Genomic DNA, 20,020 nt, shown 5'->3' on the forward strand with positions numbered 1-20,020 from the left:
TTTCTATCCCCATTCTTTTATTTTATAGATTCACAAATGCATTGCAGTAATGCTTCTACAGTGTACTCTTTTGGCACAATAACATGTGGAAAATAGAGGTTCGCCTCTTTTTCCGTAATAGGCCCTATACAAGCAATTGTACATTTTTTCGTCCATTCTCTCCAGTTTGTACCCTCAAGTAAACGAACAAAACTATCAACAGTTGAAGGGCTCGTAAATGTAATAATATTTACTTCTCCTAATTTCAATGCTGTTATAAGTTCTTGTTTTTTCTCTACATTCACCTTCGTACCATATACAATTAACTCATCTAGAAAAACACCAAACTCCCTAAGTTTAACCGGGATTACATCTCTTGCTAAATTCCCTTTCGGAAATAAAATACGCTCGTTTCCACTTAATTCTTTTAGAAACTCTTCGGCAAATGTTTCTGCAACAAACGAGGTCGGAACAAAATGAACTTGATAGCCCCTTTTTTCTAACTCTAATTTTGTTTTCACGCCTACCGCAGCGATTTTAATAGTTAATGGTATTTTTGTTTCTAAACCATCTAGAAAAAAAGCTACACCATTTTTACTCGTAAAAATAACCCAGTCATACGAATGTAGTTGCCTTGTTATACGTTGAATTTGCCTATGAGATGTGCCTTTCATACGCAAAAGCGGAATTTCCAATGGAATTCCGCTCCTTTCTTTCACTGCTACACTCATTTGTTTCGCTTGATGCTGGGCACGTGTAATCAATACTGTTTTGCCAGCGAGAGCGTTCATATTTATTGTTGCTCCTTATTTGCAGCAAGGATGAGCTCTTTTGCTCCTTGTTTAATTAAACGGTCCGCAGCCTCTAATCCAACTTGCTTCGGATCATTGCCTACTACTATCTCTTTCAATAAAACAGAACCGTCCATAGAACCGACAAGCGCTGTTAATTCGATTGCATCATTTTCTTTAAGAGTTGCATATCCAGCGATTGGAACTTGGCATCCACCTTCAAGTTTATGAAGAAATACTCGTTCAGCAGCCACTGTTCTTTCTGTTACTGCATCATTAATATGCGCTAACAACTGAAGTAAATCCGTATCATCCTCACGACATTCAATCGCTAATGCACCTTGTCCTACGGCTGGTACACATAACGTTTCATCTAAATGTTCTGTAATAACTTCTCCGTCCCAGCCCATTCTCTGTAATCCAGCTGTCGCTAAAATAATTGCATCGTAATCTTCATCTTTTAACTTACGTAAGCGTGTATCGATATTCCCACGAATCCATTTCACTTGTAAATCTGGTCTCGCAGCTAGTAGTTGTGCACTACGTCTCAAACTACTCGTTCCTAAGATCGCGCCTTCTGCTAAGTCTTTAAACGATTCTCCGTTTTTAGAAATAAAAGCATCACGAGGGTCAACGCGCTTTGGCGTACAACCAATCGTTAATCCATCTGGAAGTACAGCTGGCATATCTTTCATACTATGTACAGCCATATCAATTTCTTTCGTAAGTAACGCATGTTCAATTTCCTTTACAAATAAACCTTTTCCGCCTACTTTTGAAAGAGTAACATCTAAAATAACATCACCTTTTGTGACGATTTCTTTCACTTCAAATTCATATGGTAAACCAAGCGCTTTTAATTGATCAATAAACCAATTAGTTTGTGTTAATGCTAGTTTACTCTTTCGTGAACCTACAATAATTTTGCGCATAATTCTCTCTCCTCATTATAAATACCAAAAGTGGAAATTAGATAAACTGCTTAATAGAAAAATGTTAACTAGCATTACGAGAAATGCCCCGATATTCCACTGCACAATTTTCTTACCTTGCAACACATCTGCCGCTCGTAAATATAAGCCCACGCAATATACAAATAGAACGACAAAAGACCCAATTACTTTCGTATCATACCAATGGAAATTATCCAATTTTGTATATCCCCATATGCATCCTAATATAATTGCTAATAAGAAAAACGGAACAGAAAATAAATTTAATCCGTAAGACATAGATTCAAGCTTCGGCAAATTTCCTAATCTTCTTAATCTCGCATTCCACTTTTTCTTTTTTAATAGTCGGTATTGCAATAAATACATAATAGAAAAAATAAACGATACAGTAAACGTTGCATAAGAAATAATCGCCATACCGACATGCACGTATACAAGTTCTGAAACTAGTTGCTCTGCAAGTACTGGCGACATCTTCCCGAGCGGTGTAAAAATAGAAAAAGCGCTTACGCCAAATGCTACAACATTTGTAAAAAAGACTAAAAAGTCAATACGCATAAATCGATTAATGACTAATGACATCGTAATCAATAACCAAACATAAAAATAAATCCCTGATAATAAAGTTAAAATAGGATTCGTTTCTGAATCTGTAGCCCTAAGCAACATAAAGATAGACTGCAGAACCCATACAATCGAAAGTAACCAAAAAGCAAAGCGGTTCGCCTTTCGGTTACTTTGGAAATAATCTATAAAATATAAACTAATGCTACAAGCATATAAAATAATTGCAATATGATAAATAATACTGTTATTTAAAAAACTCATCCGATCATCCTTCCAAGTTATAAAGATGGAACGGATGGTGTCCACGCTCTTTTATGTTCTACTTCTTCCGTATTTCCCGCTTCTTCCACTTCTAAATCAAAAATCTTCGCAAATAAAGCTAATTTTTCGCCAGCTCCCTCTTCAACAGCTAATTCTTTAGCTACTAAAATTGGGTCTTTTAACAATTGGTTAATAATACTTTTCGTATGTTTACTAATTACTTTTTTCTCACGATCACTAAGGTTTGGTATTTTTCGCTCAAGGCTTTCCATCGTATCACTTTGAATTGCTAGCGCTTTATCACGAAGAGCTGATATTAACGGTACAACACCTAGCGTACTTAACCACGTTTTAAATAAAACCATTTCTTCTTCAATCATAAATTGAATTTTCTCTGCTTCTTTTAAACGTTCAGCACGGTTTGCTTCAACTACACCTTGCAGATCGTCGATATCATATAAGAAAGAGCCTTCTAATTCATCAATCGCCGGATCAATATCACGTGGTACTGCAATATCAACCATAAATAACGGACGACCAGAGCGCATTCTCTCTACTTTTGTCATCATTTCTTTCGTAATGACATATTCTGATGCACCCGTTGAACTAATTAAAATATCCGCTTCTAATAATGCACATTGCAATTCACTTAAAGGCTTTGCATGTCCCATATATTTCTCAGCCATCACTTCCGCTTTCGTAAGCGTCCTATTCATAACCGTTACTTTACGAGCTCCACTTCCGTATAAGTTTTGCAGTGCAAGTTCACCCATCTTACCCGCACCAAGAATAAGTACATGACAATCTGTTAAATCGCCAAATATTTTCTTTCCGAGCTCAACAGCAGCATAACTAACAGACATCGCACTTTCACCAATCGTTGTTTCTGAGTGCGCACGTTTTGCTAACGTAACCACTTGCTTAAACAACTCATTAAAAATTGTACCTGTCGCTTTTACTTGTTGTGCTTCTAAAAAGCTATCTTTTATTTGACCTAAAATTTGCGTCTCTCCAACAACCATAGAATCCAAACCGCATGTTACGCGGAATAAATGATCTATTGCGCCATCTTGTTCAAAAATAGACAAGTATGGTGCGACTTCTTCTATTTCAAGCTGAAACCAATCAGCTAAAAACTTCTTAATGTAATACCGTCCCGTGTGTAATTGATCGACAACAGCGTAAATCTCAGTGCGATTACAAGTTGATACAATGACATTTTCTAGCACGCTCTTTTGGTTTTGTAATGTAGTCATTGCTTGCTCTAGCTCTGCTGCCTGAAATGTGAGTTTCTCACGAAATTCTACAGGGGCTGTTCGATAATTTACACTAACAACAAGAATATGCACGCAGCATGTCCCCCTTCACCCGTTTTATCACTTTATCTACTATCATAATACAACTTTCCTCTTATGAATCTGACAATCGTGTGAACAACTGATTATTTTTTATTTATTCTCCATATGTAATAAAGGAGCTTCAGTAAGATTAATAAAGAACTTTCTACTTTATAATAATTATAAAATAATAACTCTATTTGTACGTTACCAAAAAAAGTCCTCATAATCAAGTGATGGAAACTATTCCATATTAATTATAACATCATCTTTTCTATCTTCTTTCATCATGAAGGAAAATATGTATGATTGTTCCAAAATATAGTACTCACTTTCTCGATGCAATGCATTTGACATTGTATTTCTTTTTCGTTATATTGGTTTTACAAAATTAAATTGTGCACAACTTAAAAATATAAGGAGTTGCCTATGAAAGAAAATCCTTTGCATCTAGATAACCAACTTTGTTTTTCTATTTACGCTTGTTCTAGAGAGGTTACCCGTTTTTACCGCCCCTATTTAGAAGAAATGGGCATTACGTATCCCCAGTACATTACTTTACTCGTACTCTGGGAACAAGACGGACTAACAGTGAAAGAAATTGGAGAACGTCTATTTTTAGATTCTGGTACTTTAACACCTATGTTAAAACGGATGGAATCATTAAAACTTGTACAACGTGTTCGTTCAAAAGAAGACGAGCGAAAAGTTTGTATTGAATTAACAGAACAAGGTAAAGATTTAAAAGAAATAGCTTGTTCATTACCAACAACGATGGCTACAAATTTAGGAATTACAGAGCAAGAATATCATTCTTTATTAATCCAATTAAACACATTAATTGAAACAATGAAAAAAATTAATGACAGAAAAGGGGAATAAACATGGATAAATTATATACTGCTTCAGTAACAGCAACAGGTGGAAGAAACGGTAAGGTAGTTTCAGATGATGGCATATTAAATCTTGATGTAAAAATGCCAAAAGCATTAGGTGGCGCAGGCGGAGAAGCAACAAATCCAGAACAATTATTTGCAGCTGGTTATGCAGCTTGCTTTGATAGTGCATTGCAACTTGTAATTCGTACAAAACGTATGAAGGTGGAAAGTACAGAAGTGGCTGCACACGTTTCTATCGGTAAAGATACAGATGGTGGTTTCGGACTATCTGCTGTACTTGACGTACATGTTGCTGGTGTTTCTCATGCCGAAGCACAAGAACTTGTAGAAGCCGCTCACGGTGTATGTCCTTACTCTAAAGCAACAAGAGGAAATATTGAAGTTACATTAAACGTACGCTAAAAATTTAGTAAATAAAAAAAACGCGCGACATTCGTCACGCGTTTTTTGTTTTTGTCATTTTATGAATTGCTTTCCATGCTTCTTCTTTTCCAAGTCCTGTTTCAGAAGAGAATAGAACGATTTCATCGCCAATTTCAACAGCAAGCGTTTCTTTTACAACTTTTAAATGCTTTTGCCATTTCCCTTTCGGAATTTTATCGGCTTTCGTTGCAATAATAATTGTTGGGATTTCATAATGCTTTAAGAAATCATACATCATAATGTCATCTTTTGTTGGTTGGTGACGTAAATCAACTACTAATACAGCTGCGTCTAATTGCGTACGTGTTGTAAAGTAAGTCTCAATCATTCTGCCCCATGCCGCGCGCTCTGTTTTAGATACTTTCGCATATCCATAACCTGGAACGTCAACAAAATGCATCATTTCATTGATTAAGAAAAAGTTCAGCGTTTGCGTTTTTCCTGGTTTAGAAGAAATACGTACTAACTTTTTACGATTTAAAATTTTATTAATAAAGGAAGACTTCCCGACATTAGAACGACCTGCTAAGGCAATTTCTGGTAAATCACTGTCTGGATATTGTTCCGGTTTAACGGCACTAATTACAATATCTGCTTTTGTTACTTTCATTGTTTCACTCCTACTAATGCGTGCTCCAATACTTCGTCTAAATGAGATGCAAGCACAAACGTAAGGTTTTCTTTTACGCTCTCTGGAATATCATCTAAATCTTTCTCATTTTCCGCCGGTAAAATAATTTTTGTTAATCCCGCGCGGTGAGCACTTAATGTTTTTTCTTTCAAACCACCAATCGGTAATACACGACCACGAAGTGTAATTTCACCTGTCATACCAACTTCTTTACTTACAGGAATACCTGTTAGTGCAGAAATAAGTGCCGTTGCCATCGTAATACCTGCTGACGGTCCATCTTTTGGAACTGCTCCTTCTGGAACATGAATATGAATATCGTTTTTCTCATGGAAATCCGGATCAATATGAAGTTCTTCTGCACGAGAACGAATATAGCTAAACGCGGCTTGTGCGGATTCTTTCATAACATCCCCAAGTTTCCCTGTTAAAATTAATTTCCCTTTTCCTGGCGCTACAGACACTTCAATTGCAAGTGTATCGCCGCCCGCTGCTGTGTAAGCTAAACCTGTTGCCATACCAACTTGGTCTGTTTTTTCAGCTTGACCATAACGGAATATATGCTTACCAAGTAAATCAACAATATTTTTCTCTGTTACAACAATGCGCTTGCGTTCTGCTGTAACGATAATTTTTGCTGCTTTACGGCAAACTTTTGCAATTTGACGCTCTAACGTACGAACACCAGCCTCGCGTGTATAATAACGAATAATTTCAAGAAGCGCTTCATCACGTACTTGCAAATTACCTTTTCGCAAACCGTGCTCTTTTAATTGTTTCGGCAATAAGTGCTCACGAGCAATATGCACCTTTTCAAGTTCTGTATAACCAGCAATCGAAATGATTTCCATACGGTCAAGCAATGGGCCTGGAACACTTGCAAGTGTATTAGCAGTTGCAACGAACATAACTTTCGATAAATCATATGGCTCTTCAATGTAATGATCACTGAAGTTATGGTTTTGTTCTGGATCTAACACTTCAAGTAACGCCGCTGATGGGTCTCCCCTGAAATCGTTAGACATTTTATCAATCTCATCTAATAAGAAGACTGGATTAACTGTTTTCGCCTTTTTCATACCTTGAATAATACGTCCTGGCATCGCTCCTACATATGTACGACGGTGACCACGAATTTCAGATTCATCACGCACACCACCAAGAGAAACACGTACAAAATTACGATTTAACGATGTTGCAATAGAACGTGCTAACGAAGTTTTCCCAACCCCAGGAGGTCCTACTAGACAAAGAATTGGCCCTTTTAATGAATTCGTTAACTTCTGTACAGCTAAATATTCAAGTACTCGCTCTTTCACTTTTTCAAGACCGTAATGATCTTTATTTAAAATTTCTTCCGAATGAGTGAGGTCAATCATATCCTCTGTTGCTGTTGTCCATGGGAGAGCTAATAACCAATCAATATAATTACGAATGACACCACTCTCAGCAGAACTTACAGGTAATTTTTCATAACGATCTAATTCTTTCAGTGCAGCCTGCATTGTTTCTTCAGGCATTCCTGACTGTTCAATTTTCTCACGAAGTTCTTCAACTTCCCCGCCCTTGCCTTCTTTATCACCAAGTTCAGTTTGAATTGCCTTCATTTGCTCACGTAAGAAATATTCTTTTTGCGTGCGCTCCATTGAACGTTTCACTTTTTGTCCAATTTTCTTTTCTAGGCTAAGTAACTCTTGTTCATCTTGAATAATTGAAATAAGTGTATGTAGTCGTTCTTTCACAGATACAATCTCTAAAATCTCTTGTTTCTGCTTCGTTTTAATCGGTAAGTGAGAAGCAATTAAATCAGCTAGTCTTCCCGGTTCTTCTACATCAGCTACCGTTGCAAATGTTTCATTTGAAACTTTTTTCGAAACTTTAATATATTGTTCGAAATGCTCCAGTAACGTACGCATAAGAGCCTTCTCTTCTAAATCATCTTCTACTTCTTCCGTTACCGTTTTAATAGAAACTTGCACTATATTTTCTTCTTCGATAAACTCTACTACTTCTGCTCTATGTAAACCTTCTACAAGGACACGAAGCGTACCGTTCGGCAATTTTAACATTTGCTTCACTTTCGCCACTGTACCTACACTATATATGTCATCTTCTTTCGGATCGTCGATATTCATTTCTTTTTGCATTGCTAAAAAGATGATATTTTCATCCATTGCCGCCTGCTCTAGTGCTTGTATCGATTTATCACGTCCTACATCAAGATGCAGAACCATCGTTGGATATACGAGAATGCCTCTTAATGGTAGGAGGGGCACAATTCTTTCATTCGTATTCATACTAGACATAGCACCTCCATAATAAATTAAACTCCTGTTCAACTATTTTATATTACAATACATCTAGATGCAATTGCAGAGATTCTTCGCAATTGTTAATCCCCTGTTTTTTTGTGCCTCACGAAAAGAAAAAAGACTCCGCTTAAGCATACAAACTTAAACGAAGTCTGGCAAATTTTTATTATTGTATATTCTCACATTGATTGTGCATCTGTTTCGTCCAAATCATTATGTGCATCAAGCTCACGATGCATATTTTCCTGCATAAATGTTAATTCAAATACTTCTTTTAATTTGCGAACAGGAATGATCTCAATTCCCTTTATTGTATACAAAAATGGTTGCATGTTTTCAGCCGGAATGATGACTTTCTTAGCTCCCGCTTTTTTCGCAGCTTTTATTTTTGCGTACACACCACCAATAGGTTTCACTTCTCCGTGGATACTTATCTCACCTGTCATCGCTACTTCATTATTCACATACGTACGATGCACTGCTGAATAGACACCTGTTGCCATAGCAATACCTGCTGAAGGACCATCAATCGGGATACCACCAGGAAAATTAATATGTATATCATATCCTTCTGGCAACACATCTAGAGAACGAAGTACTGTTAACACATTATCAACAGAACCTTTCGCCATACTTTTACGGCGGATTGATTTCGTTTGATTTCCAATACTTTCCTCTTCTACAATTCCAGTGACATTTACTGATCCTTTATCTTTCGCAGGAATAGCTGTTACCTCAATTTCTAATAACGCACCTGTATTCGGCCCATATACAGCAAGCCCGTTCACAAGACCGATTCTCGGAATTGGATAAATACGTTTTTCGTACTTTGGTGTAAGCTGACTAGAATGAACAACCCACTCAATATCTTCATCTTTAATGAAAGGTCGTTCTTCATTTATCGCCATACCAGCAGAAATTTGCACGAGATTAATTGCTTCTCGTCCATTTCTTGCATACATTCCAATCATTTCGATACCGTTCTCACCTACTTGCATCTCCACTTTGTCAGCTGCATTTTTCGCTACTTTTTGAATTTCTTCTGTATCTAACTCACGGAAGAACACTTCTAAACAACGCGACCTAATTGCAGGAGGAATTTCCTCTGGTGAACGTGTCGTTGCACCAACTAAGCGAAAATCTGCAGGTAAACCTTTTTGAAAAATATCATGTATATACGTTGGAATCATCGAATTTTCTTCACTATAATACGCACTTTCCAAAAACACTTTCCGATCTTCTAACACCTTTAGCATTTTATTCATTTGAATTGGATGTAATTCACCAATCTCATCAATGAACAAAATACCACCATGCGCATCTGTTACAGCCCCTTTTTTCGGTTGCGGGATACCCGCTTGTCCCATTGCACCTGCTCCTTGATAAATAGGATCATGCACTGAACCAATTAATGGATCCGCAATACCACGCTCATCAAACCTAGCTGTCGTCGCATCAAGTTCGATAAATGTTGCATTTGTACGAAATGGAGATTTCGGATTTCGTTTCGCTTCTTCTAATACAAGGCGTGCTGCCGCTGTCTTTCCGACACCTGGCGGACCGTATATGATCACATGTTGCGGATTAGGACCACAAAGAGCCGCTTTTAACGACTTAATCCCGTCTTCTTGCCCTACAATGTCTATAAAGGATGTAGGACGTACCTTTTCCGCAAGCGGCTCTGTTAAAGAAACCTCACGCATTTTACGAAGCTGCTCTAATTCTTTTTTCGATTCTCGATCAATTGAAACTTTTTGTGTTCGCTGATTTCGAAGTAAATGCCAAAAATACAATCCGACAATTACGCCAAAAACAAGTTGAACAAGTAAAAATATATTTGTCCAGCTCATAATTCATTTCCTCCCGCTATGTTTTACCTTTTAGTATTTCCTGGGAGGAATAGTGCTAAACATAAAGAAAAACAGCAATTATAAAAATTGCTGTTTCTTCTTCGAATTATGCAGATGTTTTTGTATCAAGTACAGTACCGTCTTGTAACACCAATTTCGGCGGTTCATTATCAGCTACTGTTTCTTTCGTAAGAATACACTTCTCGATATCTTTGCGAGATGGAAGTTCGAACATTACATCAAGCATCAAACCTTCAATAATAGAACGAAGTCCACGAGCACCTGTTTTACGTTCAATTGCTTTTTTCGCAATCTCAACTAGTGCACCTTCTTCAAACTCTAACTCAACATCGTCAAGCTCCAATAATTTTTGGAATTGCTTAACAAGTGCATTTTTCGGTTTAGTTAAAATATCTACAAGAGCATCTTCATCAAGCGGCTCTAGGTTCGCAATAACTGGAAGACGACCGATAAACTCCGGAATTAAACCGAATCTTAAAAGATCCTCTGGTAAAACGTGAGATAAAACATGCTTCTCATTTACATCAGCATTTTTCTTCTCAGCACCAAATCCAATTACTTTCTCACCAAGGCGACGTTTAATAATAGGCTCGATGCCATCAAACGCTCCACCACAAATGAATAGGATGTTCGTTGTATCAATTTGAATAAACTCTTGATGTGGGTGCTTACGACCACCTTGAGGTGGAACGCTTGCTACAGTACCTTCTAAAATTTTCAGAAGTGCCTGCTGTACACCTTCACCAGATACATCACGTGTAATTGATGGATTTTCGGACTTACGTGCCACTTTATCAATCTCATCAATATAAATAATTCCTTTTTCCGCTTTTTCTACATCGTAATCAGCCGCTTGAATTAGTTTTAGTAAGATGTTTTCTACATCTTCCCCAACGTATCCAGCTTCTGTTAAAGATGTTGCGTCCGCGATTGCAAATGGAACATTTAAAATACGCGCTAATGTTTGTGCCAATAATGTTTTACCACTACCAGTTGGCCCAATAAGTGAAATATTACTCTTCGCTAATTCTACATCATCAATTTTGCTGTTAGAATTAATGCGTTTGTAATGGTTATATACCGCTACCGCTAGTGCTTTTTTCGCGTTATCTTGTCCGATGACATACTCATCTAAGATTTCACGAATTTCTACCGGTTTCGGTACATCTTTGAATTCTACTTCTTCGTCCTTCGCAAGCTCCTCTTGTACAATTTCAGTACAAAGCTCGATACACTCGTCACAAATGTAAACACCTGGACCTGCAACTAACTTTCGAACTTGCGTTTGTGTTTTACCACAGAAAGAACATTTTAATTGACCTTTTTCATCATTAAATTTAAACATATTTTCACACCCCTTACAAAGTGCTAACCTCTTGCCTTCGTATGTACACGATAAATGTATCGTATGTAAATACATATTATGTCACTACGTAGCGAGAAATACAAATAATATGACTAGTTATGTACAAATAAAAAAATTTTAAAACTTTTGAAATATGTATATTCGACTTACAAAGGCACTTTTCCTTCTTCATCGAAAAGTTTTATAAATATATTTCTATATTTATAAAACAAGGCACGATTAAAATCGCGCCTTGTTATTTTATTATGCAGCGTTGTCTACTAAGAAGTCTACAGCTTTACGCACTTTAAGATCTTCAGATAAAGCGTCTACGCTTCCAAGAGCTTGCTTGATAGCGTCTACTGGCATACCGTACATTTCAGCCATTTTTTCAACTTCTGCAGTTACTTCTTCTTCAGTAACTTCGATGTTTTCAGCTTCAATGATAGCTTCAAGAACAAGATTGATTCTTACACGTTTTTGTGCGTCCTCTTTCATTTGCTCTTTTAATTTGTCAGCGTCAGTACCTGTGAATTGGTAGTAAAGCTCAAGGTTCATACCTTGTTGGCTTAAACGTTGCTCGAATTCACGAACCATACGATCTAACTCAGTGTCGATCATAGCTTCTGGAATGTCGATTTCAGCGTTAGCAGCAGCTAATTCTACTACTTCGTCACGTACTTTGTGCTCAGCTTCGTGCTTTTTGCCTTCTTCTAAGTTTGTACGAAGTTTTGTTTTTAATTCATCAAGAGTTGCAACTTCTTCGTCAGCATCTTTAGCGAACTCGTCGTTTAACTCAGGAAGTTCTTTTGTTTTGATTTCGTGAATTGTTACTTTGAATGTTGCTGGTTTACCAGCTAATTCAGCAGCATGGTACTCTTCTGGGAATGATACTTCAACTTCTTTAGAATCACCAGATTTAAGACCAATTACTTGCTCTTCGAAACCTGGGATGAAAGTACCAGAACCGATTGCAAGAGAATAGTTTTCGCCTTTTCCGCCTTCAAATGCTTCGCCATCAACGAAACCTTCGAAGTCGATTACAGCTGTATCACCATCTGCAGCAGTTCCTTCTTCTTTAACAACTAGTTCAGCTTGACGCTCTTGTAAAGCTTTTACTTCGTTTTCTACATCCTCGTCAGTTACAGTTGTTTCAACTTTTTCTACTGCTAAACCTTTGTAATCACCTAATTTAACTTCAGGTTTTACAGTAACTTTTGCAGTGAAAATTAAGTTTTGGCCTTTTTCGAATTTCTCGATGTCAATCTCAGGATGAGCAACTGGGAAGATACCAGCTTCATCGATTGCTTCACCGTATGCTTTTGGTAAGATGATATCTAAAGCATCTTGGTATAAAGATTCAATACCAAAGCGTTGTTCGAATAATGGACGAGGCATTTTCCCTTTACGGAAACCTGGTACATTAATTGTTTTTACTACTTTTTTGAATGCAGCGTCGATAGAGTTATTTACTTCTTTAGCATCAACTTCGATTGTTAAAACGCCAACGTTACCTTCTAATTTTTCCCATTTTGTAGACATTTATTCTTTCCCTCCAACTATAATAATGTATGCACATACCTTTATAGATCAAAATTTTTATTATCTCTTTCTTGAAATAACAAATGTACAAATAACCCTCTAGCAAAAAGCTTTCAGATACAATGTTCCAATCTACTAATTGTCTAAAAGACAACTACGGTATATTTTGTTCGAGACTAATATGAAACATATTAAGTAAGAGAATTATACTCCTCTTCTCTTACAAACAGGCAGATTTCTGCCTTTTGCAACCCTTACATTATAACATAGAATGTGCTCGTTTCAATAACTGAACGATTCTTTTTCATAATTATACGGGCAAATACCCTTCTCTTTCAATGCGCAGTAACCATTGATAGGCAATATGAAATTCCTCAAACTCAATATTGTATGCTGTCATAAGTTCTTCTTCATCAATAGCCAATCCGAAACGCTTTCTTCCAATTCTCTCTAAGACAGCAGCCCAAATTTCTACTTTATCCATTAATAGAGGGAACGGAAAAATGCTAATTTGTAATTCTTTCCAGTATGTAACCATCGTACTAAATATATCTGGATAATTTTGCTCTAATCGGTTTGAGAATTTATGTATAATTTTATCGGATTGCTCCTCATTATGACCTGTAAATGCTGGAATCACCTTTATCGTATTTCCAAACTTCTCTACTTCTATCTCTTCTTCTATTTGATTTTCTACCATTTTATACAAAATAGAAGTTTTTAAATAAGGATGCTGATCTTCGTCTATTAAAAATTTCTTTAAAGTAGGAAGTGCGAGATCCAGGTCTTTTAACGAAAGTTTCTGGATCACTCTTAGCTTTTGACCAAAGTTTTCTCCAAAAAGCCCATCGGTAAATTCTTCTAATTCAAAATTCGAATCCACTAGCGGTTTATCTTCTTCATTCAGCATCCCTTGCGCAAACAAAGCAAGCTGCGCCAATTTTTCCTTTTGCTCAGGAATTATATCTTTCGTTTGCAAAACTTCCTCAACAGTTTCAATGACACCTTCATAATCATTTGTTTGAACTAAAATAGTTACATACGTTTCAAGAATATCACCAAATAATACAGCTCCTGTTTCAAGCAACTGCTCACATTTTTCTTTCGCTTCTTCCATACGTTTTAATTCTAGCAAACAAATAACGGAAGCTAATTCTGTTTGTTCCGTTTCTGCATTATACTGACGTAATATTTCAAAGCAGCGCAATGCATCTTCGAATTCCCGCTCTTTCAACGCTAAAAAACCTTTATCAATATAGCGTTCTGATAGTTGCGGAAACAATACGACCGTATTTTCTTTTTTATCCATACGTCCGCCTCTTTTTCTAGATTTTAATGATCTTCAAAGTAAATATATCAAATGCGTAATGAGAACACAACATTCCAAAATCATTTATTCGAAATATAGGAATATTCTATTTTCATAACAAAAAAGCAACAAACTTCTAAATGAAATTCATTTTTCACAAACAAAAACCCTCAGCAACAGACGGCAGAGGGTTCATCATTAATGGAAAGCTTTTATAATTGTGGGGTATATAACAAGGGTAATAATTTGGAGAACAATAATTGCCATAACAATCATGCTAAAATAGAAGATTGGTTTACTTCGCTTCATTAAAAACATAATAATGAGCATCGTACAAGCAAACAAACTTAAAAAAAACAAACTCGTTGTCGAACTGAGTATACCACTCGGGACAAAGAACAATAAAACTACACTACAAGTACCTATAATTCCAAATAACCATTCCATTCATTCACTCATTCCCTTTCCCTCTCATGGCAGTTTTTTCTACGCTACTAAATGTTTTACAACATCAATTACATATGTTAACTTTTCATACGCCACAAACCCAAAAGCTACTGTTAAACCCGTTACGATTAATCCTTTCATCATCTCTTCCTCCTCATTTATCGTTGTTATCTTCATTATATAGGATTAGTAATTTGTTACCATCGAACTTCCTTACACTTACCTTACAGAATTGTAAGATTTCAAAAATAGATTTAAAATCATGTTAATATATTTTTGTACAATTAAGAATTTAATTTACAAGGGGGATTATATATGTTCAAAAAAATGGCAGCTGACGTTTTAGGATTAAGCGATGTAGGTTCCGTTATCACACCAAAAGATTACGATAAGGTCGATGCTGATGATTACGTAATGCATGAAGATGGGGAGAAAATTTACTTTCTTATTAAATCAAAATCAGATGAATATTGTTTCACAAACAAAGGATTAATTCACCTAGATGGTACAAGTGCCACAAGCAAAAAACGTACATTACGCCGCTTTAGCTATAGTAAATATCAAATTAAAAACGTAGCACTTGAAACTGCAGGAACGATTGATTTAGATGTAGAAATTAAATTTCAAATGGGAGATGAGCATTACTCAATTGATGTTCATAAAAAACATATTGAAGAATTAAAAGATTTATATAAGGCTCTTCTTAAAATCGAAGAAATTTCATACGACAACGACATTAAATTGCAGTATGCACATAAAAGTTTAGATATGGCATCTAACGCTTTCAGCCGTATTTCAAATGCACAAGTAAATTTAGCAGAACAGTTTAAAGAGATGAACGAGATCGCCTTTAACTGGCTCGTTGATACGAAAAAGCAATATAACGTGAAAGATTACGGTTTTGTCTTTGAAAAATTTATTAATAACTAATTTAAAACAAACAAAAAACCTTGTTATCAAAAGATAACAAGGTTTTGTTAGCGTCCCAGGAGAGATTCGAACTCCCGACCGTACGCTTAGAAGGCGTATGCTCTATCCGGCTGAGCTACTGGGACATGGAGCGGGTGAAGAGAATCGAACTCTCGACCAGAGCTTGGAAGGCTCTTGTTTTACCACTAAACTACACCCGCATATGTTATTTTATTTTTCTTCGTTAGCGCCGTTGCCCTATCGACAATATTTATTATATTCATAACTACTTATAAAGTCAACACTTTTTTAAAAGAGGATAATTTTTCTTATCCTCTTTTAAAAATTGCTTGTTCCACCAGCTGTCCATCTAATGTTTCAAAACGAACTTCTATATGATTTTCATCCATTTCTAATAAAGCGAATGTCTTTTCCACACGAGAGCGTGGGAGCAAAATACTTCCTGGATTAATAAATAAAATCCCATCAATTAATTCTGCCCCTAATATATGAGAATGTCCAAAGCATGCTACTTGCGCTCCTACTTCTCCTGCATGATACGCTAACGTTTGTAACGTCATTTTCACATTATGACGATGACCGTGTACAACTAAGAAACGAATTCCATCTACATCAGTTACAATTTCATCTTGAAAGTTAGCATAATCACAATTCCCTTTTACAACTTGGAAACCTTGTAGCTCTTCGTGAGCAGGCGTTAGCTCTGAATCACCACAATGAATCATGGCATCTACTTTCCCTTCGTAATTCTCTTTTAACTGCTGTAATTCCTTCACAGAGCTATGACTATCGCTTACGATTAAAGCTTTCATCAATCTCTCTCCCTTATTCTTCTAAAAACCATTCTGGGATTTTTTCTTCTAATTTACGAAGAGCGCGTCCGCGGTGACTAATCGCATTTTTCTCATCCGAATTTAGCTCAGCCATCGATTTTTTATATTCTTCTACATAAAAAATCGGATCGTATCCGAAACCATTTTCCCCGCGGCGCTGTTCTAGAATTTTCCCTTCGCACGTTCCGTTTACAATAACCGGCTCTTTATCCACTTCAGGGAAAGCAACTGCTAGCGCACAGTAAAAACGAGCTGTACGTTTTTCTAAATCGAAGTCAGTTAACCCTTGTAACACCTTATCTATATTCGCCTGATCATCTTTCGGCTCCCCAGCAAAACGAGCTGAATACACACCTGGTTTCCCGTTTAAGGCATCTACAATAAGACCAGAGTCATCCGCAATTACGATGGAATTCAACTGTCTACTAAGACTGTCCGCCTTTAAAATTGCATTTTCTTCAAATGTTTCACCAGTTTCTTCGACTTCTTCAATATGAGGAAAATCGTGTAAAGATTTCACTTCTAAGTCAAATCTCTCAAATAACTCAGCAAACTCACGTACTTTCCCAAGATTTTTCGTCGCTACAACAACTTGCTTCATATTTTCCACCTCTACTCTATATGAGATACGATGTCACCTAATGCTTCTTTTTGCTTTTCAACAAGTTGGAAAATCCCTTGTTCAGCAGCATCAAGTAATTCATTTAATTCAGCTCTGCTAAACGTCGCTTCTTCTCCAGTTCCTTGCACTTCAACAAACTGACCTTTTCCAGTCATAATAACGTTCATATCAACGTCTGCTTTAGAATCTTCAGCATAATTTAAATCTAAAACAACACCTTGTTCTTCAACAACACCTACTGACGTTGCCGCTAAATAATCTTTCACCGGAATTTTAGATACTTTGTCTGCTTGCAATAATTTTTCAAAAGCTAATACCATCGCTACATAAGCACCTGTAATAGAAGCTGTTCTCGTTCCGCCATCCGCTTGAATTACATCGCAGTCAATCCAAACCGTTCTTTCGCCAAGCGCTTCTAAATCAACAACCGCACGCAATGCTCGTCCAATTAAACGCTGGATCTCCATTGTGCGCCCTGTTACTTTCCCTTTACTTGACTCCCTGATTGTACGTTGCTCTGTCGCACGTGGAATCATTGAATATTCTGCTGTTACCCAGCCTTTTCCTTCTCCGCGCATAAACGGCGGTACACGCTCTTCAATTGTCGCTGAACAAATTACCTTTGTATCCCCAACTTCAATTAGTACTGATCCCTCTGGATGTTTTAAATAATTTGTATGAATATGTATATGGCGTAGCTCTGCTTTTCCTCTACCATCTACTCGCATAAAAATAACCCCCTCATAAATACTCTCATTAGTATAGCCAAATTTAAATGTACGATATGTATAACAATAAAAGAAGGGGAACTCAAAAAGCAATTCCCCTTTCTTACATAAGTATATCAAATTATTCGCGATTAAAAACTACCTGTATTCACGTTTTGTGGACGATTAACAGGTTTTATTAACTTTTCACCTTTCTCATCCATAAGATTTGCTTTCCCATTCACTTCAATAGAAACATTTTTCACACCTTGTTTTTCCGTTAAAGATAAGACTAACGATTTCAACACATAATTTGAAATCATATTTTTGTCTGGGTTCACAAATATATTTTCATTAAAGTTTAATGTAATATTTCCGTCCTTCACTTTCGGATTCGTAATAAGCTTAGCTCCTGGATTAAAATCATTTAGTAGTGATCCTTGAATCGGACCTTTTACAAGCTCATCCACAATTGCCGAGTAATCATTTTCTTTTCCTTCTGCAACGCGCCTTGTTACCGGTACGTAATATTGCTGCTTATTATTTTGCGCCATAAAGTAAAGTGTAACCGGTTTTGTATGCGTCACATCTGCTACTTGTTCATCATCAAAGTTAATTCCATTCGCACGACTTACACCTTCACCAAGCGGTGTACCCGCAACAGGCATCTTCGCTAACTTTTCACCATTTATTTGGAACTGCACTTGTTTTATTTCTGTAAATTGAGTCAAAGTCCACGCTACTGATTCAACAATTTGACGTTCTTCTTCTTTTGAATAATTTTTCATTTCTTTAGAGAAATCAATTACTGCTGTCCCGCCTTTTTTCAAATTCAAGGTCATCGTCGTATTCGCTGGAAGGACTGCTCGAAATCCATTTGGCAATAAATTTGTAACTGGTCCATCTTTCACAAGATACTCTAACGTTTGCTGTACAACTTCATTCGCTTTCGGAGTAGGCATTGCAATAGTTTGCGGTACGACATATCCATTTTTATCAACGAGGTATAACTCTCTATTTACTGTTTGCTCTTGTTTATCTTTTTTAGCAGTTTCTTTCTTTTCACCTTCTGTATACGTAACTTTTTTTGGCGGATCAATTTGTTCTGTCGCTTTCTCTTGATTTAACAAGCCACACCCTGATAATAAAATCGCACTCACAGTAGCACCAACAACCCATTTAAAAGTGGATTTAGGCATGCCATTCCCCCCTAAAATCTAAGTTTGTACTTTTATGTATACGAGCTGTTTCATATTTTAGAACAAGCTATAGCTACTTACACAGAAAAAACCCCTGATTTCTCAGGAGTTCTCTTATATGAATCTACTATTATTCTGTTTCTAAATTGATATGCTTCACATTTTCAATCGGCTGACCGAACCACTTTGATGCAATTTCTTTAAACAGACCTATTTTACCAGTCGTTAAGAAGAGATGATCACTTTGTTCTTCTCCCTCATTTAACATCTTACTATGGTATAAAATCGTGCTTACCTCACGCGCTGTTTCATCACCCGAACTAATTAATTGTACTTGATCCCCCATTACCTTTTTAATAACAGGACCTAAAATCGGATAATGTGTACATCCTAGAATAAGCGTATCAATGTCAGTACTTTTCAACGGTTGCAATGTTTCTCTTACAACTTCATACGCCATTTCACTTTCGAAATTCCCACTCTCTACAAGCTCAACGAAAGGTGGGCACGCTAAACTTTCTACCATAACACGGTTATTAATAGACTTTAGTGCCTCTTCATAGGCGCCACTTTTTACTGTTCCAATCGTTCCAATAATCCCAACATGATACGTATTTGTCACTTTTAAAGCTGTACGTGATCCTGGATGAATAACTCCAACTACTGGAATTGGTAATTGTTTCTGCATTTCTTCTAAGACAACCGCAGTTGCTGTATTACACGCAATAACTAACATTTTGATATTTAAATCTAATAAATGCTCCGTCATTTCCCACGTAAATTGACGCACTTCTTCACGAGAACGCGGACCATAAGGGCAACGTGCTGTATCTCCTAAATATATAATACGTTCTTTCGGCAACTGACGAATTAATTCCTTCGCTACTGTTAAACCGCCCACTCCTGAATCAATAACACCGATCGCTCTATTCAACTTAATCACCCGTTTTCTCATTCATCATCTTATTTTATCATTATATTTTATACACTTTAAGTTCGCTCACTTAAACTGCTTCTGTATGAAAATTTTCATTTGTACCTGTATAGACTAGGACCTTTTTT

General features: G+C 36.6%; 20 protein-coding genes and 2 tRNA genes. 3 read left to right on the top strand and 19 right to left on the bottom strand.

Going from position 1 to position 20,020, the window contains the following annotated elements:
* Positions 1–17 precede the first annotated feature (17 nt).
* From hemD to hemA, 4 genes are read right to left on the bottom strand one after another with little or no spacing between them, the layout of a single operon-like run.
* Positions 18–770, bottom strand: coding sequence for a uroporphyrinogen-III synthase (gene hemD, locus ABH957_RS03425; RefSeq protein ID WP_113935653.1), 753 nt, complete (start codon positions 768–770; stop codon positions 18–20).
* A gap of 2 nt (positions 771–772) precedes the next feature.
* Complete coding sequence (gene hemC / locus ABH957_RS03430; protein WP_002034194.1) at positions 773–1,702, bottom strand: hydroxymethylbilane synthase; 930 nt, start codon at positions 1,700–1,702, stop codon at positions 773–775.
* A gap of 15 nt (positions 1,703–1,717) precedes the next feature.
* A complete protein-coding gene (locus ABH957_RS03435) occupies positions 1,718–2,551 on the bottom strand; it encodes a cytochrome c biogenesis protein (protein WP_002015354.1) in 834 nt (277 codons plus the stop codon).
* 17 nt (positions 2,552–2,568) lie between these two features.
* Positions 2,569–3,900 carry a glutamyl-tRNA reductase gene (hemA, locus tag ABH957_RS03440; RefSeq protein ID WP_002034196.1) on the bottom strand — a complete coding sequence of 444 codons (1,332 nt, stop codon included), beginning with the start codon at positions 3,898–3,900 and terminating at the stop codon, positions 2,569–2,571.
* Between the two features lie 417 nt (positions 3,901–4,317).
* Here hemA and ABH957_RS03445 point away from each other — a divergent pair, with 417 nt between their 5' ends.
* Both ABH957_RS03445 and ABH957_RS03450 read left to right on the top strand, forming a co-directional pair.
* Positions 4,318–4,770, top strand: a complete 453-nt coding sequence (locus ABH957_RS03445) for a MarR family winged helix-turn-helix transcriptional regulator (RefSeq protein WP_002015350.1) — start codon at positions 4,318–4,320, stop codon at positions 4,768–4,770.
* A gap of 2 nt (positions 4,771–4,772) precedes the next feature.
* Positions 4,773–5,189, top strand: coding sequence for an organic hydroperoxide resistance protein (locus tag ABH957_RS03450; protein WP_002067365.1), 417 nt, complete (start codon positions 4,773–4,775; stop codon positions 5,187–5,189).
* A gap of 34 nt (positions 5,190–5,223) precedes the next feature.
* Here the strand turns inward: ABH957_RS03450 and yihA are convergent, their stop codons facing one another.
* From yihA to ABH957_RS03490, 8 genes are all read right to left on the bottom strand, one after another.
* Positions 5,224–5,820 (bottom strand): ribosome biogenesis GTP-binding protein YihA/YsxC, encoded by a 597-nt coding sequence (gene yihA, locus ABH957_RS03455; protein ID WP_002088829.1) that lies wholly within the window; start codon positions 5,818–5,820, stop codon positions 5,224–5,226.
* Complete coding sequence (gene lon / locus ABH957_RS03460; protein ID WP_002067361.1) at positions 5,817–8,147, bottom strand: endopeptidase La; 2,331 nt, start codon at positions 8,145–8,147, stop codon at positions 5,817–5,819. The genes yihA and lon overlap by 4 nt, the downstream gene beginning before the upstream one ends.
* Before the next feature lie 185 nt (positions 8,148–8,332).
* Positions 8,333–10,003: an ATP-dependent protease LonB gene (gene lonB / locus ABH957_RS03465; protein ID WP_002034202.1), complete on the bottom strand. Its 1,671-nt coding sequence runs from the start codon at positions 10,001–10,003 to the stop codon at positions 8,333–8,335.
* Positions 10,004–10,109: 106 nt separating this feature from the next.
* Entirely contained in the window at positions 10,110–11,369 is a 1,260-nt protein-coding gene (clpX, locus tag ABH957_RS03470; RefSeq protein WP_000472285.1) for an ATP-dependent protease ATP-binding subunit ClpX, read from the bottom strand.
* A gap of 264 nt (positions 11,370–11,633) precedes the next feature.
* Entirely contained in the window at positions 11,634–12,911 is a 1,278-nt protein-coding gene (tig, locus tag ABH957_RS03475) for a trigger factor (protein WP_002034203.1), read from the bottom strand.
* 310 nt (positions 12,912–13,221) lie between these two features.
* Positions 13,222–14,220 (bottom strand): hypothetical protein, encoded by a 999-nt coding sequence (locus ABH957_RS03480; RefSeq protein WP_113768839.1) that lies wholly within the window; start codon positions 14,218–14,220, stop codon positions 13,222–13,224.
* Positions 14,221–14,418: 198 nt separating this feature from the next.
* Entirely contained in the window at positions 14,419–14,667 is a 249-nt protein-coding gene (locus ABH957_RS03485; protein WP_001983650.1) for a hypothetical protein, read from the bottom strand.
* A gap of 39 nt (positions 14,668–14,706) precedes the next feature.
* Positions 14,707–14,844, bottom strand: coding sequence for a hypothetical protein (locus tag ABH957_RS03490; protein ID WP_002015343.1), 138 nt, complete (start codon positions 14,842–14,844; stop codon positions 14,707–14,709).
* A gap of 138 nt (positions 14,845–14,982) precedes the next feature.
* Between ABH957_RS03490 and ABH957_RS03495 the strand changes: the two genes are divergently transcribed.
* Positions 14,983–15,597, top strand: coding sequence for a PH domain-containing protein (locus tag ABH957_RS03495; protein WP_016092377.1), 615 nt, complete (start codon positions 14,983–14,985; stop codon positions 15,595–15,597).
* Between the two features lie 51 nt (positions 15,598–15,648).
* On the opposite strand, the gene ABH957_RS03500 is transcribed toward ABH957_RS03495, so the two are convergent.
* The 7 genes from ABH957_RS03500 to racE all read right to left on the bottom strand — a co-directional run bounded on the left by ABH957_RS03500 (position 15,649) and on the right by racE (position 19,901).
* Positions 15,649–15,722, bottom strand: a tRNA-Arg gene (locus ABH957_RS03500).
* Position 15,723: 1 nt separating this feature from the next.
* Positions 15,724–15,797 (bottom strand) — tRNA-Gly (locus ABH957_RS03505).
* Positions 15,798–15,905: 108 nt separating this feature from the next.
* Entirely contained in the window at positions 15,906–16,409 is a 504-nt protein-coding gene (locus tag ABH957_RS03510) for a metallophosphoesterase (protein WP_404491119.1), read from the bottom strand.
* Positions 16,410–16,422: 13 nt separating this feature from the next.
* The gene (locus tag ABH957_RS03515; RefSeq protein WP_113935654.1) at positions 16,423–17,031 is read right to left on the bottom strand and encodes an XTP/dITP diphosphatase; all 609 of its coding nucleotides are present in this window, start codon (positions 17,029–17,031) and stop codon (positions 16,423–16,425) included.
* Between the two features lie 11 nt (positions 17,032–17,042).
* A complete protein-coding gene (gene rph, locus ABH957_RS03520) occupies positions 17,043–17,780 on the bottom strand; it encodes a ribonuclease PH (protein WP_002138500.1) in 738 nt (245 codons plus the stop codon).
* 131 nt (positions 17,781–17,911) lie between these two features.
* Positions 17,912–18,958, bottom strand: a complete 1,047-nt coding sequence (locus tag ABH957_RS03525) for a GerMN domain-containing protein (RefSeq protein ID WP_113935655.1) — start codon at positions 18,956–18,958, stop codon at positions 17,912–17,914.
* Between the two features lie 130 nt (positions 18,959–19,088).
* Entirely contained in the window at positions 19,089–19,901 is an 813-nt protein-coding gene (gene racE, locus ABH957_RS03530; RefSeq protein WP_002015338.1) for a glutamate racemase, read from the bottom strand.
* Positions 19,902–20,020: the final 119 nt, after the last annotated feature.

The sequence above is a fragment of the Bacillus sp. RC242 genome (assembly GCF_044908245.1).
GTDB classification, from domain to species: domain Bacteria; phylum Bacillota; class Bacilli; order Bacillales; family Bacillaceae_G; genus Bacillus_A; species Bacillus_A mycoides.

Coding starts and splice junctions, on each gene's coding strand:
- hemD (WP_113935653.1), bottom strand. CDS start 770: ATGAACGCTCTCGCTGGCAAAACAGTATTGATTACACGTGCCCAGCAT.
- hemC (WP_002034194.1), bottom strand. CDS start 1,702: ATGCGCAAAATTATTGTAGGTTCACGAAAGAGTAAACTAGCATTAACA.
- ABH957_RS03435 (WP_002015354.1), bottom strand. CDS start 2,551: ATGAGTTTTTTAAATAACAGTATTATTTATCATATTGCAATTATTTTA.
- ABH957_RS03445 (WP_002015350.1), top strand. CDS start 4,318: ATGAAAGAAAATCCTTTGCATCTAGATAACCAACTTTGTTTTTCTATT.
- ABH957_RS03450 (WP_002067365.1), top strand. CDS start 4,773: ATGGATAAATTATATACTGCTTCAGTAACAGCAACAGGTGGAAGAAAC.
- yihA (WP_002088829.1), bottom strand. CDS start 5,820: ATGAAAGTAACAAAAGCAGATATTGTAATTAGTGCCGTTAAACCGGAA.
- lon (WP_002067361.1), bottom strand. CDS start 8,147: ATGTCTAGTATGAATACGAATGAAAGAATTGTGCCCCTCCTACCATTA.
- lonB (WP_002034202.1), bottom strand. CDS start 10,003: ATGAGCTGGACAAATATATTTTTACTTGTTCAACTTGTTTTTGGCGTA.
- clpX (WP_000472285.1), bottom strand. CDS start 11,369: ATGTTTAAATTTAATGATGAAAAAGGTCAATTAAAATGTTCTTTCTGT.
- tig (WP_002034203.1), bottom strand. CDS start 12,911: ATGTCTACAAAATGGGAAAAATTAGAAGGTAACGTTGGCGTTTTAACA.
- ABH957_RS03480 (WP_113768839.1), bottom strand. CDS start 14,220: ATGGATAAAAAAGAAAATACGGTCGTATTGTTTCCGCAACTATCAGAA.
- ABH957_RS03485 (WP_001983650.1), bottom strand. CDS start 14,667: ATGGAATGGTTATTTGGAATTATAGGTACTTGTAGTGTAGTTTTATTG.
- ABH957_RS03490 (WP_002015343.1), bottom strand. CDS start 14,844: ATGAAGATAACAACGATAAATGAGGAGGAAGAGATGATGAAAGGATTA.
- ABH957_RS03495 (WP_016092377.1), top strand. CDS start 14,983: ATGTTCAAAAAAATGGCAGCTGACGTTTTAGGATTAAGCGATGTAGGT.
- ABH957_RS03510 (WP_404491119.1), bottom strand. CDS start 16,409: ATGAAAGCTTTAATCGTAAGCGATAGTCATAGCTCTGTGAAGGAATTA.
- ABH957_RS03515 (WP_113935654.1), bottom strand. CDS start 17,031: ATGAAGCAAGTTGTTGTAGCGACGAAAAATCTTGGGAAAGTACGTGAG.
- rph (WP_002138500.1), bottom strand. CDS start 17,780: ATGCGAGTAGATGGTAGAGGAAAAGCAGAGCTACGCCATATACATATT.
- ABH957_RS03525 (WP_113935655.1), bottom strand. CDS start 18,958: ATGCCTAAATCCACTTTTAAATGGGTTGTTGGTGCTACTGTGAGTGCG.